Source organism: Spiribacter aquaticus (genome assembly GCF_007625215.1).
GTDB lineage: Bacteria > Pseudomonadota > Gammaproteobacteria > Nitrococcales > Nitrococcaceae > Spiribacter > Spiribacter roseus.
The window spans coordinates 456990-472069 of the sequence record NZ_VMKP01000003.1 but is presented as its reverse complement, the minus strand read 5'-3'; the positions used below and the strand labels follow the sequence as shown (position 1 = coordinate 472069).

The following is a 15080-nucleotide window of genomic DNA, read 5'->3' as shown; positions in this document are numbered from 1 at the left end:
ACGATACCGATCAGGGGATACGCAGGGCAAGAAACCGCTGACTCCCGTCACGCAGTACCAGCAGCGGGACACGGCGTCCCGACTCCATGTCGGCGATGATCTCGCGGAACGCCTCGACCCCCTCGACCGGGGAACGGTTGACCCGGGCGATGACATCCCCGGGCTCGATCCCCGCCTCGGCGGCCGGACCGCCATCAACGCCGGCCACGACAAGCCCGTCAACATCCGGCTCCAGGCCCAACGCATCACGGCGCTCGGCCGTCAGGGGCTGCAGCATCAGTCCCAGCTCCTCGAACGCGCCGGGTTCGGTCTGCGGCGACCCACCACCACGCTGGCCGGCATCGTCCGGCAATTCAGCCAGGGTGACCTCCAGCGTCTGACGCTCGCCATCGCGCATCACCACCACTGGTACGGTCGAGCCGACGGTCGCCTGGCCCACGATCGGTGGCAGGGCACCCGACGTCGCAACATCATTGCCGTCGAACTCAAGCACTACATCCCCCGGCTCAATACCGGCGGCCGCGGCGGGGCTGTCCGGCAGGACCTGGGCGATGAGGGCCCCCTCGGGCCGATCCATGCCGAAGGATTCCGCCAGATCGCGGGTGACATCCTGGATCACGACGCCCAGCCAGGCCCGGCTGACTTCGCCCCCGTCACGCAGCTGATCAGCCACATCCATTGCCAGCTCGATGGGAATCGCGAAAGAGATGCCCTGAAAGCCCCCGGAGCGGCTGTAGATATGCGAATTGACCCCGATCACCTCGCCGTCGAGATTGAACAGCGGGCCGCCGGAATTGCCCGGGTTGATCGCCACGTCGGTCTGCAGGAAGGGAATGTAGTTTTCCATGGGCAGACTGCGCTGCTTGGCGCTGATGATGCCGGCGGTGACCGAATATTCGAAACCGAACGGCGCACCGATGGCCAGCACCCACTCACCGACCTCGACTTCGGAGGACTGGCCGGTTTCCACCGTGGGCATATCCTCGCCATCCACCTTGAGCAGGGCGAGATCCGCCCGGTCGTCGGCGCCGACCAGTTCAGCGGTCATCTGGCGGCGATCGTTCAGCCGGACGATGATCTCGCTGGCGTCCTCGACCACGTGATTGTTGGTGAGGATGTAGCCGTCCTCGGAGATGATGAACCCGGAGCCCAGCGACCGGGCGTCGCGGCGCGGCGGCGCCTGCTCCGGCCCTTCGTCATCCATGAACCGGTCCATGAAGTCACGGAATGGATGCCCCTCGGGAAGATCCTCGGGGTCGGGCATGCCCGGCACATCGGGCATGCGGGCGCGGCCTTCCGGCTGGGCCTGGGTCGTGCTGATATTGACGACCGCCGGGCTGTTTTCGCGCACCATGTCGGTGAAATCCGGCAGATTCTGGGCGCCGACACCCGGCGCCACCAGCATCGTGACCGCCATCAGGGCCATGGCCCCCCGGCGGGTGCCACGGGAAATCGATCGTAAGAGGGTCATTCGGTTTACTGCCCTGTCGCGTTGGGTTGACTGGAGCGGACCATGGCATTGGCCATCCGTTCCACGGTGATTGCCGGCACCTGCCCGACAACCAGAATCTGGACACCGTCATGCGTTCGCGCATGGATGTTCACACCGCCCATGCTCATCGCGCCCTGGAGCGCCTCGGCCGCCTCGGATTGCTTGATGTAGACCGAAACACTGGCGATGCCATCGGAGAACACCAGGTGCCGAACCGGCCGTTCGTAGCCCGGCAGCGCCTGGGTGCGATCCGCCTGTCGGGTGAAGCCGGGGGGTGGATCGGTCAACGACCAGTCGCCATGGACCGGGCCATCCTGATCGGCCGCCGCATTCCCGCGGGTCGCCCGCTCGAAAGTCGCGCCCTCGTCAGCGAGCACCGGATCAAGCAGGCTCGGATCCATTGCCTCACGACGGTTCAGCTCGACCACCATGAAGCGCTCCACCGGCCAGCCGCCGGGCTCGAGGATATCGGCCCGCAACACAATGCCGGTCTGCTGGTCGAGCCACAGCGCATACCCATACCGCAGATCGTCCTGCGGGATCACGCGAAGCCGCTGCGCCGCGCGTTGCGCGACCCGCCCCTGTCCCTCGAGATTGAGCGTGTAGGACTGATCGAGCCGATCAATGGCATCCGGATCGGGCAGCCGCAGCGAGCGGTTCGCGTAGCGCTGACGGGGATGGGGAGCGGCGGTGGGAGAAATGTAGGTGGTGGTGGTCGGCGTTCTGAGAATCTCGCGCGGGGGGCCTGAGAGCGACATGAGCCGTTCACGGCTGCCGTCCGCTACGGAGGCATCGCGCCACAGCCGCAGCGCTTCGACATGCGCCCCCTGTTCATAGATCACATCGGCAACAAAGCTGTGACGCCCCATCGCATCGCTGGCATGTTCCAGCCACCCGCTGGCGCTGCGCGGCGTTTCCGCCGCTGCCGGGGTGGCAAGCAACAGGGCAAGCGCCAGTAGGCCGGTCGCACCGCGTCGGCGGCCGCGCCGCCACGATGGATCAGCGTTCGCGGTCATGACCGATGATTCTCGCCGACTCCAGAGTCCCGCCAATGGGCCGGGCCGTGGTCTGGTCATTGTGATCGATGAAATAGGGCTGGAGCTGACGTCGCACCTGTGCGTCGACGTCGTCGTCCTGCCGGGCCGCTGAAGGACCGCCCACCCGCGAAAGACTGCCGTTGGTGGGTTCCGCCGCGATCTGCACGGGGGTAGCCGTGGGTGCCGGCGTCGAGGGCGCGGTGAACATCGGCCAGGCGACCACCAGCCCCAGCGCGACACTCGCCGCGATGGCCAACCCCGCCACCGGCTGGACCATGAACGAAGCCCGTCGCCAATTGGCTTGGGCCAGGGCGTCGTCCGCTTCGTGGGCGGGCTCTGCCTCGAGCTGCCCGCGCACCCGATCCGCCAGCCCCTCGACACCGGCGACATGCTCGCCACGCACGGCGGCCCGCATTGAATGGTAGCGCTCGAGCGCCTGCCTCAGCCCCGGATCGGCGGCCAGGCGGCGCTCCAGAAAGCGACTTTCATCACGACCCAGCTCGCCGTCTACATAGGCCGAGAGTTGTTGATCCGTATCATCCTGCATCGCTATCACCCGTCTGTACCGGACACCAGCGGCCGCAGCCGCTTATCAATTGACTCACGGGCACGGAATATCCGTGACCGAACCGTTCCTATCGGGCAGTCCATTGCCTCGGCGATTTCCTCGTACGTGAGACCGTCGAACTCACGCAGGGTGATCGCCGTGCGCAGGTCATCGGGCAGATCCTCGATGGCGCTGACCACTGTCTCCTGCACTTGGTCCCGCTGCGCAAGCGCTTCCGGCGACTCCTGATCCTTCAGACGCGATTCGATGTCATATCGTTCAGCATCTTGGGCATCAATGTCGTTATCCGGTGGCCGCCGACCCTGTGAGACCAGATAGTTCTTCGCCGTATTGATCCCGATTCGATAGAGCCAGGTGTAGAAGCTGCTGTCGCCACGGAACCTCGGCAACGCCCGATAGGCCTTGATGAATGCCTCCTGGGAGACATCCATCGCCTCAGCGTGATCATGCACGTACCGGGAGATGAGCTTGACGAGCTTGTGTTGATACTTGAGCACCAGCAGGTCGAAGGCCTGCTTGTCACCCGCTTGAACACGCTCTACCAGCTCCTTGTCCGCATTGGCGGTACTCATTCACCCTCCGCAATGACCCGTGAGTCTGGTAGAAGTTCATTCATCCTGAGGAGGCTAGCGGATCGCCCCGACACCGGCAAACGCCTCAGCATGCGCTCACGGCCCGGCGCAGCTGCCTATGGGCCTCGCCCCCGAGAGCGTCCCGCGGTATGAACAGCGCCCGGCGATCCCTGCCGTCAGCCAGCGCCAGCACCACCAGCGCCGGCCAGATCCGACTGTCCCGGAGACGATACCGGGCCTGTGCCCCATCATACCGCCATATCGACACGTAATGACCGGATTCAAGCTGAAAGGCCTGAACCGCCCGGGGTTGCGTCGGCCAGTGCCGGGGCACCGTCCACGCCGCCACCGCGAGGGTCAGGATCAGCGCCGCAATCCGCAGGGTCGGGGCCAGCCCGGGTGCGACCAGCGCCACCAGAACCGCCAGCAGGAACAGTGCGATCAGCGCCCCACGCAACCAGGCGCTAGGCGTGAGTCGGTAGATCGGAGGCGTGGCGGATGCGGTTGACGAGGTCGACAAGGCTTTCCTCCGAGGGCCGCTGACCATTGACCAGCCAGTCGATGAGGTGGTCGTCCTCGATGGTCAGAAGGCGGTCAAACGCCTCGCGTCCCTCGGCATCAAGCGCGTCATAGCCCTGGGCCGGCGCGTCCAGGAACCGGGTCAGCAGTCGATCCAGTTCCGTGGTTCCGCGCCGGCATCGCCAGCGCAATCTCGATCGCTCGCTCACGGATCGTACCGCCGCTTACTGGCGGGCCACCATCATGCGCTTGATCTCAGCGATTGCCTTGGCGGGGTTCAGACCCTTGGGACAGGCGGATGCGCAGTTCATGATCGTGTGGCAACGATAGAGCTTGAACGCATCATCGAGGTCGTCAAGGCGACCAGCGGTGTCTTCATCGCGCGAATCGGCAATCCAGCGGTAGGCCTGCAACAGCACGGCCGGTCCCAGATAACGGTCGGGGTTCCACCAGTAGCTGGGGCATGAGGTCTGGCAGCAGGCACACAGGATGCACTCGTAGAGACCGTCCAGCTCTTCGCGGTCCTCAGGGCTCTGCAGCCGCTCACGATCCGGGGGCGTCGGCGTCTCGGTGCGCAGCCACGGGCGGATCGACGCGTACTGGGCATAGAAATGCGTCATGTCCGGCACCAGATCCTTGACCACCCGCATGGAGGGCAGCGGATAGATCCGCACATCACCGTCGATTTCATCGATGGCCTGAATGCACGCCAGGGTGTTGCGGCCATCAATGTTCATCGCACACGACCCACAGATGCCCTCGCGGCAGGAACGCCGGAAAGTCAGTGTCGGGTCGATCTCGTTTTTGATCTTGACCAGGGCGTCGAGCACCATCGGGCCACAGGTATCGAGATCCACCTCGTAGGTGTCGAGACGCGGGTTTTCCCCCTTGTCCGGCTCCCAGCGGTAGACCTTGAAGGTCCGGGTGTTACTGACCCCGTCAGGCGCCTCGTGGTGTTCGCCCTGCTTGATCCGGGAATTGGGGGGTAGTACGAACTGAGCCATCGCTAATCTCTCCTGGAATCAGTACACGCGCTTTTTGGGCGGAATCACTTCCATCTCATCGGAAAGCGTCGTCATGTGTACCGGCCGGTAGTCAAGCTGGACCTCGCCACTGTCCTGCATCCAGGACACGGTATGCTTCATCCAGTGCTCGTCATCACGCTCGGTGTAGTCCTCGCGGGCGTGGGCACCGCGACTCTCCTGCCGGTTCAGCGCCGAATCCATGCTGACGACCGCATTGCCCAGCAGGTTCTCGAGCTCGAGGCTCTCCACCAGATCCGTGTTCCAGATCAGCGACCGGTCGGAAAGCTGCACATCCTCAAGCATGGCGTGGATCTCGTGGATGCGCTCCCGGCCGGTGGCGAGCGTCTCTTCGGTGCGGAACACGGCGGCGTATTCCTGCATGGTCTTCTGCATCTGCTCACGGATGCTGGCGGTGGGATGGCTGCCGTTGGCATGGCGCAGTCGATCCAGCCGCGTGAGCGCGTAGTCGGCGCTGTCCGCCGGCAGTGGCTTATGCTCGCCGGTTTCGGCCACGATCTCGGCCGCCCGGATCGCCGCCGCGCGGCCGAACACCACCAGGTCAAGCAGCGAGTTGGAGCCCAAACGATTGGCGCCGTGCACTGAGATGCAGCCGGCTTCGCCAATCGCCATCAGCCCGGGCACCACCGCATCCGGGTCGCCATCGCGGGGTGCCACCACCTCAGCCCGATAGTTGGTGGGGATGCCGCCCATATTGTAGTGCACGGTCGGCAGCACCGGGATGGGCGACTGCGTGACGTCGACACCCGCAAAGATCTTGGCGGTCTCGGCGATCCCCGGCAGCCGCTGGTTGATGACATCGGGGCCGAGGTGCTCGAGATGCAGATGGATGTGATCGGCGTTGGGCCCGACGCCACGTCCCTCGCGGATCTCAACGGTCATTGAGCGTGACACCACGTCGCGCGAGGCCAGGTCCTTGGCGTTGGGGGCGTAACGCTCCATAAAGCGCTCGCCATCGGAGTTGGTCAGGTAGCCGCCCTCGCCGCGGACGCCTTCAGTGATGAGGCATCCGGCGCCGTAGACCCCGGTCGGATGGAACTGCGTGAACTCCATGTCCTGCAGCGGCAGGCCGGCGCGCAGCACCATGCCGCCGCCATCGCCGGTGCAGGTATGGGCCGATGTGCAGGAGAACCAGGCGCGGCCGTAACCGCCGGTGGCCATCACCACGATATGGGCCCGGAAGCGATGGATCTTGCCAGTGGCCAGCTCCAGGGCAATCACTCCGCGGCAGGCGCCGTTTTCCATGATCAGGTCAAGGGCGAAAAACTCGATGTGAAAGTCGGCCGAGTGCGCCATCGACTGCTGGTAGAGCGTGTGCAGGATCGCATGCCCGGTCCGGTCGGCGGCGGCACAGGTGCGCTGCGCGGTCCCCTCGCCGAACCGGGTGGTCATGCCGCCGAACGGCCGCTGGTAGATCTTGCCTTCCTCAGTCCGCGAAAAGGGCACGCCGTAGTGCTCGAGTTCGATGATCGCGGGGATCGCCTCGCGGCACATGTACTCGATGGCATCCTGATCGCCCAGCCAGTCGGAGCCCTTGATCGTGTCATAGGCATGCCAGCGCCAGTCGTCCTCGCCCATGTTGCCCAGCGCCGCGCTGACGCCGCCCTGGGCGGCCACGGTATGGCTCCGCGTGGGGAAGACCTTGGTGACGCAGGCCGTTTTCAGGCCCTTGGCGGCCATGCCGAAGGTCGCGCGCAGGCCGGCGCCGCCGGCACCCACCACCACAACGTCATAGGTGTGATCGATAATCTCGTAATCGGTGCTCATCCGGTCAGCCTCCGAACGCAATCTTGAGTAGGGCGAATATCGCCGAGACGGCCAGCAGTGCGGCCAGGAACCGCACGGCGGTCACCAGTGCCAGTCTTGTGCCCGTGTGGCTGACGTAGTCCTCGAGGACCACCTGGAGCCCGAGCGAAGCATGATAGAACAGCACGCCGAAGGCGATCACCAGCACCACGGTGTTGATCGGGTTGCCCAGCCAGGCCACGGCACCTTCGTAACCACCACCGGTGTGCGTGGCGAGGCCAACCACCAGCCAGAGCATCAGCGGCACCATCGCCACAGCACTGAGCCGCTGCATCCACCAATGGCCCACGCCGTGGTGGGAGGCGCCCAGGCCCTGTGCGCGCTTCAGGGGAGTCCGATAATCCATTGCTGTTCTCCTCAGACCAGGGCGATGAGCCAGGCGATCAGGGTGAGCGCGGCGGCCGCGCCAATGGCGATCTGCCCGGAGCGCTGCGCCGTTTTCAGGTCAAAACCATAACCCACGTCCCAGACCAGATGACGGATGCCGTTGCACAGGTGATAGAACAGGACGAAGGTCCAGAGAAAAATCAGCACCTGGACCGGCAGGCTCGAGAGGATGCTGCTGGCGGTGGCGTAGGCCTGCGGGCCGGCGGCCGCGGCCACCACCCAGTACACCAGCACCAGCGCGCCCCCGGAGAGCAATACACCACTGATGCGATGACTGATGGAGGTCAGGGCGGTGAACGGCAGGCGGTAGACCTGAAGATGGGGCGAGAGGGGCCGGTTATCGGTACTCATCTGAACACTCTCCGGAGGTCATCATCTTTGGAATTATTCCGATAAACTACGCTTCGATGCCGCATCGCGCAATATCGCGGCAGTGCAACAAACCGCCCTCGATTCCGGTCAGAAATCAGTGCAGCGGCCGTTGCTTTCCCAGTCACCGTAGCGGGTCGGCTCCGGGCCGCGCTTACCGCCTACCTCTTTGGGCCAGGTCTCGGGCCGCTCCCAATCCACCGTCTCCGGTGACGGGGTCCCGGCAGCGCTCTCCTGAGCCTCAGCGTCGGACGGATGGGTCTTGCGATCGTCGGTCATGTCGGATCCTCCAGCTACACGAGGCGGTCTGCAAATGGCATCATTTATGACAGCGGAGGCCGACATTCTATCCGCTACCGTCTGGAGCCGACCATGCATGAACCCGCGAATACGCCCGATGAAATGGAGATGGCCCTCAACGACAGCGGACTGATCTGTCCCCTGCCCTCGTTGGGCCTGCTCCACGTCGCCGGCGACGACGCCGTTGCGTTCCTGCAGAACCAGTTGACCGCCGACGTTGCGGGACTGGAGCCATCCGCCAGCGCACTCGCCGCCTGGTGCAATGCCAAGGGCCGGGCGCGCGCGGTGTTCCGCGTCGTCCCCAGTGACACGGGCATGCTGCTGCTGGCCGATGCGCACCTGATCGAGGCGATCCGCCCGACCCTTCAGATGTTCATTCTGCGCTCACAGGTCGCGCTCACTGATCTGCGACCCGATGAGGGGGCACTGGGGATGGCCGGCCCGGCCGCCGCCAGCCTGCTGAGCGAGGCGGCCGGCACCCTGCCCGCCCAGGCGGGCGAGGTCGTGCGGGCCGGCGACCTGCATGTCATCGCCCTGCCCGGCGCGGCTGACCTGCGCTATCTGGTCATCGCGCCCGCCGATCAGCTGGCCGCCCTGCGCACCCGCTTTGGCCACGCACTCGTCGAGGGCAGCGAGGATTTCTGGCGTCTGCAGTCGATCCGCGCCGGCCTCCCCGAACTGACCCGCGAGGTCAGCGAATCCGTCGTGCCGACCATGCTCAACCTCGAACCCCTGGGCGGGATCAGTTATGACAAGGGCTGCTACCCCGGTCAGGAAGTGATCGCGCGCATGCATTACCGCGGCCAGCTCAAACGCCGACTCTACCGGGCGGCCATCGCCGACGATCCACCGGCACCCGGCACGGCGGTGCTCGACGCCGATGATCAGGAGGCCGGGGTCGTCATCAGCGCGGCGGCGGCCGGTGGTGGCAGTGAACTGCTGGCGGTGCTCCGCATCGAAAAGGCCGGGCAGACACTGTCCGTCGCGACACGCACCCTCGAGATCCTGGATCTCCCCTACACCCCGCCGCACTGACGGCGGTATTCGAACGCAGGCGATTGACTTATGGCCTCCGAACCGCGCGCCCGCCACTGGATTCGGCTGGGCTTTGTCCGACTGATCCTGCCCCTGCTGATCATCGCCCTGGCGGCGGGCGGCTACATCTGGCTCACCCAGACCGGGCCGACGCCGCCGCGGGCGGACGTGGCCGAGCGGGCCTGGCGGGTGGACACGGCCGTGGTCGAGCCGGGCACGCACCAGCCCCGATTGACACTCACCGGCGAGGTGGAGAATCCGGATCGACTCTTGATCAACGCGCCGCTGACGGCGCGGGTGGCCCGCCTGCCGGTGGCCGATGGCGACGCGGTTGAACAAGGCGATCTGCTGGTCGCGCTGGATCCCGCCGACTACGAGCCGCCACTGCGACGCGCCGAGGCCAATCTTGCTGACCTGCAGGCCCAGATCCAGGAGGCCCGCCGCGCTTACCAGAGCGATCAGCAGGCGCTCGAGATCGAGCAGGCACTGGTGGACACCGCGCAGCGTTCCCTCGAGCGGACCCTCACGCTGCAGAGCGATGAACTCGCCTCGCCGTCCGAAGTGGAGTCCAACCGCGATGCGCTCAACCAGGCGCGGCTCGCGCTGAACACCCGCGAGGAGCGGGTCGCGACATTCGACGCCAGACTTGCCTCGCTGCAGGCCCGCCGCAAGGCCGCCGAGGCGGATGTGCGCAGCGCCCGTCGTGACGCCCGACGCTCGCGGGTTGAAGCCCCCGGCGCCGGGATTATCACCGGGCGCGAGGTCGCCACCGGCGAGCGGGTCAGCACCAGTCAGGCGCTGCTGACGTTTCTCCCCCGAGACGGTTTCGAAGTGCGCGCCCTGATCCCCAATCAACGGGCGGAGCCGCTGCTGCGGGCGCTGGCCCGCGACGAGCATCCGGCCGCCGAGGCCCAGCTGCTGGGCGGCACGGTGGCGCTGCGGCTCATGCGGCTTGGCGGTTCAGCGAGTGCCCGGGGCGTCACCGGGCTGTTTCAGTTCGAGGCACCGGATCGCTCGCTGCGCCCCGGTGAGGTCATTCGCATGGAACTGCGGATGCCGGCCATGCCTGACACCATCGCGGTCCCGCAGAGCGCGCTGTACGGCAACGACCGGGTCTACCGGGTCCGCGATGACCGCCTTGAGCGGGTGGCCGTCGAGCACCTCGGCACCACCCGCGTTGATGGCACCGAGCGCGCGCTGATCCGCAGCGGCGCGCTGACCGCCGGCGACCGGATCGCCACCACCCAGCTCCCCAACGCGGTGGAGGGTCTGCGCGTGCAGCCCGCCGATGACGACGGGGCATCGCCGTGAGCGAATCGCCGGGTCTGCTCGAGCGCTTCGCCCGTCACCGCGTCGCCCCGCATCTGGTCATGATCCTCATGATTCTGGGCGGGCTTTTCGCCATTTCACGGATGAATGTGCAGTTCTTCCCCAACTTTTCCATCGATGTCATCACAGTTTCAGTGGTCTGGAGCGGGGCCTCGGCTGAAGACGTTGAGCGGGGCATTACCGAGCCGCTCGAGGAGCGTCTGCGGGCGGTCCCTGATGTCAGCAAGATGACCTCGACCTCGGCCCAGGGCATCGCCACGATCACGCTGGAATTCATCGAGGGCACCGACACCGTGCTGGCCCTGGCGGACGTACGCGAGCAGGTCGACAGCTTCCGCAATTTTCCCGCCAACGCGGAATCCCCCCAGATCAGCCGCGCGCCGGAATTCGACCCGGTGGGACGTGTGCTGGTGCACGGCGACGTCGACCGCTCGGCGCTGCGCACATGGGCGGATCAATTTGAGCGCGAACTCGTCCAGCGTGGCATCGATCGCATCAGCGTCAACGGCATGCCCGATCAGCAGATCTCGGTGGCGGTGCCGGCACAGCGCATCCCGTCGCTGGATCTGAGCCTGCCCCAGCTCTCCGATCGCATCGCCAGTCGCTCCACGGACATCCCGGCCGGCGAGTTCGGGAGCCTCGATGGGGGCCGGGAGCTGCGCGCCGTCGAGCAGCGCCGCGACGTGCTGGGTTTTGATGAACTGCCGGTTGTCAGTGACCCGCGCAGTTCGCTGACGCTGGGCTCGATTGCCTCGATCCGCGAGGAGCCGAGGCCGGATTCGGTGCTGATGCGCCATGATGGCGCCCCCGCCATCGAACTCGTCCTGCAGCGGGCCCAGCACGGCGACAGCCTGGAATCGGCTCAGGCCCTCGAGCAGTGGGTGGCCGATACCCGGCCGCGTCTGCCCGCCAACCTCGAGCTGACCCTCTACGACCAGTCGTGGCAGTTGATCCGCGACCGCATCAACCTCCTGGTCAGCAACGGGCTGGGCGGCCTTGTGCTTGTCCTGATCCTGCTCTACCTGTTCCTGCCCGCCCGTGTTGCATTCTGGGTGGCAGTGGGCATCCCCTCGGCATTCCTCGCGGCGCTCGCCATCCTCTGGCTGATCGGCGGGAGCATCAACATGATCTCGCTGTTTGCGCTGATCATGGCGCTGGGCGTGATCGTCGATGACGCCATTGTCGTGGGTGAGGATGCCGATGCCCATTTCCGCGGCGGCGAACCCGCACTCCTGGCCTCGCAGGGCGCCGCCCGGCGCATGTTCTGGCCCGTGATGGCCTCGTCGCTGACCACGGTCGCGGCGTTCATGCCGCTGCTGGTGGTCGGCGGGACCATCGGCCAGATCCTGCGGGACATCCCCATCGTGATGATCTGCGTCATCGCCGCGTCGCTGGTGGAGAGCTTTCTGGTCCTGCCGGGTCATCTGCGGGGTGCGTTCACCGGGCGCAGCCGCCCTCAGACACCGACCGCCCCAACGCCATCGCCGCAGCGCGGTCTCGGCCGCTGGCGGGCGCGGTTCGAGCGTGGCTTCGAGGGATTCCGCGAAAACGGGTTCCGGCGCGCCGTCCGTCTGGCCGTTAGCCACCGGGCGGTGACCCTGTCAATCGCCGCCGCCAGTGTCGTTCTGGCCGCTGGCCTGCTCGCCAGCGGACGGCTGGGCTTTACGTTTTTCCCAACGCCCGAGTCCCAGATCGTCTACGCCAACGCGACCTTTGTCGCCGGCACGGATCGCCAGGAGATGGAGGCATTCCTCGACGAGCTCGAGCGCAGCCTGGCCCAGACACAGGCGGAGTCGGGTGAGAATCTCGTGCAGACGGCCATCACCCGGGCCGGCGGTACCGTCGGCGGGACCGGCGCCACCCAGGGCGATGCCCTGGGCTCAATGCTGGTGGAGCTCACGCCCCCCGACGCGCGCACGACCCGTAACAGCACCTTTATCGGCGACTGGAAAGCCAACACGCAGGTGCCGCCGGGCATGGAAAACTTTTCCATCACCTCGCGCCAGGGCGGTCCACCGGGTGCCGATCTGACCGTCCGCCTGACCGGAGCGGGCACCGATGCGCTGAAAAACTCGGCCGTGTCGCTGTCCGAGACCCTCAGGGGCATTCCCGGTGTGGTGGACGTCAGTGATGACCTGCCCTACGGACGTCAGCAGATCACCTTCTCGGTCAATGAACAGGGCCGTGCGCTGGGCCTTTCTACGCAGGCCGTGGGCTCGCAGCTGCGAGCCGCGTTCGATGGCGCGCTGAGCCAGATCTATCAGTCCGGCCCCGACGAAGTGGAGGTGCGGGTATTGCTACCCCGCGATGAGCAGCGACGCATCGGGGCCCTCGACGAACTGACCATCCGCACGCCGGCCGGCGAGTTCGTGCCGGTCAATCAGGTGATCAACCGCGGCTCGCAGCGCGGCTTCGAGGCGATCCGCCATGCCGATGGCGAGCGCGCGGTGCAGATCCAGGCATCCCTGGACAATCAGGTGGCCAATGCCGATCGCATCATCGGCTCACTGCAGGACGGCGCGCTGTCCCGGCTGGCCGAGCGCTACGGCATCGATTACAGCTTCGAGGGGCGCCAGGCGGATCAGCGCAACACGCTGGATGACATGCAGTTCGGCCTGTATCTGGGCCTCGCCCTGATGTCCGTTGTCCTGGTCTGGGTGTTCTCGGCCTGGACCCTGCCTCTGATCGTCATGGGAGTCATCCCACTGGGACTGGTCGGGGCCATCGTCGGCCACTGGCTGATGAACATCGAACTCACGGTGCTCTCGCTGTTCGGTCTGTTCGGCCTCTCGGGCATCGTGGTCAATAACGCGATCATCCTGGTGGCGTTCTACCGCGATCAGCTGGCCGCCGGACTGAGCGTGGACGCCGCCCTTGAGGAGGCGGCGGTGCGGCGCCTGAGGGCCGTGATGCTGACCTCGCTGACCACGATCGGCGGCCTGACGCCGCTGCTGTTCGAGACATCGCTGCAGGCGCAGTTCCTGATCCCGATGGCCACCTCCATCGCCTTCGGGCTGGGCTATTCCACCCTGCTGGTGCTGTTCGTCATCCCGGTGTTGCTGTCTTTGCACGCCTCGATCGGCGAGCGCCTGCCCGGCCGGCGCGCGGCAGGCGACTAGTCGCGGGGGCGCATGGCCGGGAACAGCAGCACATCCCGGATCGAGGCGCTGTCAGTAAGCAGCATCACCAGCCGATCGATGCCGATCCCCTCGCCCACGGCCGGCGGCATGCCGTACTCGAGCGCGCGGATGTAGTCGGCATCATAGTGCATCGCCTCGTCGTCACCGGCGGCCTTCTCCTCGGCCTGGCGGCGGAAGCGGCGCGCCTGATCCTCGGCATCGTTGAGCTCCGAGAAGCCGTTGGCGATCTCCCGACCCGCCACGATGAGCTCGAAGCGCTCGGTCACCGCCGGGTTGTCATCCCGTGGCCGGGCCAGCGGCGAGACCTCCACCGGATAGTCGGTGACAAAGGTGGGCTGGATGAGCGCGGCCTCCGCGGTCTTCTCGAAGACCTCCAGCAGGACCTTGCCGTTGCCCCAGTGCGGGCCGACCTCGATGCCCAGTGACTCGGCATAACCGGCGAGGGCCTGCGGATCGTCCACCCCGGCACCGAGCTGGGGGTTGTGCTCGACGACCGCGTCCCGGACGCTCAGCCGGCGGAACGCGGGGGCCAGATCAATCGACTCGCCCTGCCAGACGAGCTGCTCGGTGCCCACGGCATCCCGGGCCAGCCGGCGCAGCAGCGACTCGGTAAAGTCCATGGCGTCCCGGTAATCGGCGTACGCCTCGTAGAATTCGAGCATCGTGAATTCGGGGTTATGCCGCGTCGAGACCCCTTCATTGCGGAAGTTGCGGTTGATCTCGAACACCCGCTCGATGCCGCCCACCACCAGCCGCTTGAGGTAGAGCTCGGGGGCGACGCGCAAAAACAGATCGACATCGAGGGCATTGTGATGCGTGACGAACGGCCGGGCGGCCGCGCCCCCCGGAATCGGCTGCATCATCGGTGTCTCGACTTCGAGAAAACCGCGCTCGTGGAAGGCCTCGCGAATACTGCGGATGATGCGACTGCGCACGGTGAAGATCCGCTGCGAATCGGGGTTGGTCATCAGGTCGAGATAGCGTTGCCGGTAGCGCGCCTCGGTATCCCCCAGACCATGGTATTTATCGGGCAGCGGACGCAGCGATTTGGTCAGCAGCGCCAGCCGGTCGCAATGCACCGAGAGCTCGCCGGTCCGGGTGCGCATCAGCGTGCCCGATACGCCGATGATGTCGCCGGCATCCCAGCCTTTGAATGCCGCATACAGGCCCTCGGCCAGATCATCGCGGCGTACGAACAGCTGAATGTCGCCGGACATGTCGCGGAGCGTTGCAAAGCTCGCCTTGCCCATGACGCGTTTGCGGATCAGTCGCCCGCCGATGCGTACCCGTACCGGAGTAGCCGCCAGCTGCTCGGCATCGTGATCGGCATAGCGCGACTGCAGATCGGCGGCCAGCGCGTCACGCCGGAAATCATTGGGGAAGGCGGCCCCTTCGGCGCGCCACTCATCGAGCTTGCGCCGCCGCTCGGCGATAAGGCGGTGTTCATCCTGCTCTTCAGCCATGCTGTTCCTGTTCCAAGAGT

General features: G+C 66.2%; 15 protein-coding genes. 3 read left to right on the top strand and 12 right to left on the bottom strand.

Annotated features, from left to right (window positions below):
* Positions 1–10: 10 nt before the first annotated feature.
* The 11 genes from FPL11_RS08720 to FPL11_RS08670 form a co-directional block, all read right to left on the bottom strand.
* Positions 11–1471 carry a DegQ family serine endoprotease gene (locus tag FPL11_RS08720; protein ID WP_186295112.1) on the bottom strand — a complete coding sequence of 487 codons (1461 nt, stop codon included), beginning with the start codon at positions 1469–1471 and terminating at the stop codon, positions 11–13.
* Between the two features lie 5 nt (positions 1472–1476).
* Entirely contained in the window at positions 1477–2508 is a 1032-nt protein-coding gene (locus tag FPL11_RS08715) for a MucB/RseB C-terminal domain-containing protein (protein ID WP_159308483.1), read from the bottom strand.
* On the bottom strand, positions 2492–3076 hold the full coding sequence (locus FPL11_RS08710) for a sigma-E factor negative regulatory protein (protein ID WP_144348247.1): 585 nt from the start codon (positions 3074–3076) through the stop codon (positions 2492–2494). The genes FPL11_RS08715 and FPL11_RS08710 overlap by 17 nt, the downstream gene beginning before the upstream one ends.
* Before the next feature lie 5 nt (positions 3077–3081).
* Positions 3082–3669 carry an RNA polymerase sigma factor RpoE gene (gene rpoE, locus FPL11_RS08705; protein ID WP_069133971.1) on the bottom strand — a complete coding sequence of 196 codons (588 nt, stop codon included), beginning with the start codon at positions 3667–3669 and terminating at the stop codon, positions 3082–3084.
* Between the two features lie 85 nt (positions 3670–3754).
* Positions 3755–4189, bottom strand: a complete 435-nt coding sequence (locus FPL11_RS08700; protein WP_144348246.1) for a protein YgfX — start codon at positions 4187–4189, stop codon at positions 3755–3757.
* Complete coding sequence (locus FPL11_RS08695; RefSeq protein ID WP_144348245.1) at positions 4134–4397, bottom strand: FAD assembly factor SdhE; 264 nt, start codon at positions 4395–4397, stop codon at positions 4134–4136. The genes FPL11_RS08700 and FPL11_RS08695 overlap by 56 nt, the downstream gene beginning before the upstream one ends.
* A gap of 15 nt (positions 4398–4412) precedes the next feature.
* The gene (locus FPL11_RS08690; protein WP_069133968.1) at positions 4413–5192 is read right to left on the bottom strand and encodes a succinate dehydrogenase iron-sulfur subunit; all 780 of its coding nucleotides are present in this window, start codon (positions 5190–5192) and stop codon (positions 4413–4415) included.
* Positions 5193–5210: 18 nt separating this feature from the next.
* Positions 5211–6998, bottom strand: coding sequence for a succinate dehydrogenase flavoprotein subunit (gene sdhA / locus FPL11_RS08685; protein ID WP_069133967.1), 1788 nt, complete (start codon positions 6996–6998; stop codon positions 5211–5213).
* 4 nt (positions 6999–7002) lie between these two features.
* The gene (sdhD, locus tag FPL11_RS08680) at positions 7003–7383 is read right to left on the bottom strand and encodes a succinate dehydrogenase, hydrophobic membrane anchor protein (protein WP_069133966.1); all 381 of its coding nucleotides are present in this window, start codon (positions 7381–7383) and stop codon (positions 7003–7005) included.
* Positions 7384–7394: 11 nt separating this feature from the next.
* Positions 7395–7775, bottom strand: coding sequence for a succinate dehydrogenase, cytochrome b556 subunit (gene sdhC / locus FPL11_RS08675; RefSeq protein ID WP_069133965.1), 381 nt, complete (start codon positions 7773–7775; stop codon positions 7395–7397).
* Positions 7776–7883: 108 nt separating this feature from the next.
* Entirely contained in the window at positions 7884–8072 is a 189-nt protein-coding gene (locus FPL11_RS08670; protein ID WP_144348244.1) for a succinate dehydrogenase assembly factor 4, read from the bottom strand.
* A 93-nt stretch (positions 8073–8165) separates the two neighbouring features.
* Between FPL11_RS08670 and ygfZ the strand changes: the two genes are divergently transcribed.
* Genes ygfZ through FPL11_RS08655 form a run of 3 tightly spaced genes read left to right on the top strand, consistent with a single transcriptional unit; the run spans position 8166 to position 13576 of the window.
* Complete coding sequence (gene ygfZ, locus FPL11_RS08665) at positions 8166–9128, top strand: CAF17-like 4Fe-4S cluster assembly/insertion protein YgfZ (RefSeq protein ID WP_159308484.1); 963 nt, start codon at positions 8166–8168, stop codon at positions 9126–9128.
* Between the two features lie 30 nt (positions 9129–9158).
* Positions 9159–10439 (top strand): efflux RND transporter periplasmic adaptor subunit, encoded by a 1281-nt coding sequence (locus FPL11_RS08660; protein WP_144348242.1) that lies wholly within the window; start codon positions 9159–9161, stop codon positions 10437–10439.
* Positions 10436–13576 (top strand): efflux RND transporter permease subunit, encoded by a 3141-nt coding sequence (locus FPL11_RS08655; RefSeq protein WP_235013455.1) that lies wholly within the window; start codon positions 10436–10438, stop codon positions 13574–13576. The genes FPL11_RS08660 and FPL11_RS08655 overlap by 4 nt, the downstream gene beginning before the upstream one ends.
* Here FPL11_RS08655 and lysS read toward each other — a convergent pair.
* Positions 13573–15060, bottom strand: a complete 1488-nt coding sequence (gene lysS, locus FPL11_RS08650; RefSeq protein ID WP_144348241.1) for a lysine--tRNA ligase — start codon at positions 15058–15060, stop codon at positions 13573–13575. The genes FPL11_RS08655 and lysS overlap by 4 nt on opposite strands.
* Between the last annotated feature and the right edge of the window lie 20 nt (positions 15061–15080).

Excerpts from the sequence above, each read along its gene's own strand:
- FPL11_RS08720 (WP_186295112.1), bottom strand. The coding sequence starts at position 1,471 with ATGACCCTCTTACGATCGATTTCCCGTGGCACCCGCCGGGGGGCCATG.
- FPL11_RS08715 (WP_159308483.1), bottom strand. The coding sequence starts at position 2,508 with ATGACCGCGAACGCTGATCCATCGTGGCGGCGCGGCCGCCGACGCGGT.
- FPL11_RS08710 (WP_144348247.1), bottom strand. The coding sequence starts at position 3,076 with ATGCAGGATGATACGGATCAACAACTCTCGGCCTATGTAGACGGCGAG.
- rpoE (WP_069133971.1), bottom strand. The coding sequence starts at position 3,669 with ATGAGTACCGCCAATGCGGACAAGGAGCTGGTAGAGCGTGTTCAAGCG.
- FPL11_RS08690 (WP_069133968.1), bottom strand. The coding sequence starts at position 5,192 with ATGGCTCAGTTCGTACTACCCCCCAATTCCCGGATCAAGCAGGGCGAA.
- sdhA (WP_069133967.1), bottom strand. The coding sequence starts at position 6,998 with ATGAGCACCGATTACGAGATTATCGATCACACCTATGACGTTGTGGTG.
- sdhD (WP_069133966.1), bottom strand. The coding sequence starts at position 7,383 with ATGGATTATCGGACTCCCCTGAAGCGCGCACAGGGCCTGGGCGCCTCC.
- sdhC (WP_069133965.1), bottom strand. The coding sequence starts at position 7,775 with ATGAGTACCGATAACCGGCCCCTCTCGCCCCATCTTCAGGTCTACCGC.
- FPL11_RS08670 (WP_144348244.1), bottom strand. The coding sequence starts at position 8,072 with ATGACCGACGATCGCAAGACCCATCCGTCCGACGCTGAGGCTCAGGAG.
- ygfZ (WP_159308484.1), top strand. The coding sequence starts at position 8,166 with ATGCATGAACCCGCGAATACGCCCGATGAAATGGAGATGGCCCTCAAC.
- FPL11_RS08660 (WP_144348242.1), top strand. The coding sequence starts at position 9,159 with ATGGCCTCCGAACCGCGCGCCCGCCACTGGATTCGGCTGGGCTTTGTC.
- lysS (WP_144348241.1), bottom strand. The coding sequence starts at position 15,060 with ATGGCTGAAGAGCAGGATGAACACCGCCTTATCGCCGAGCGGCGGCGC.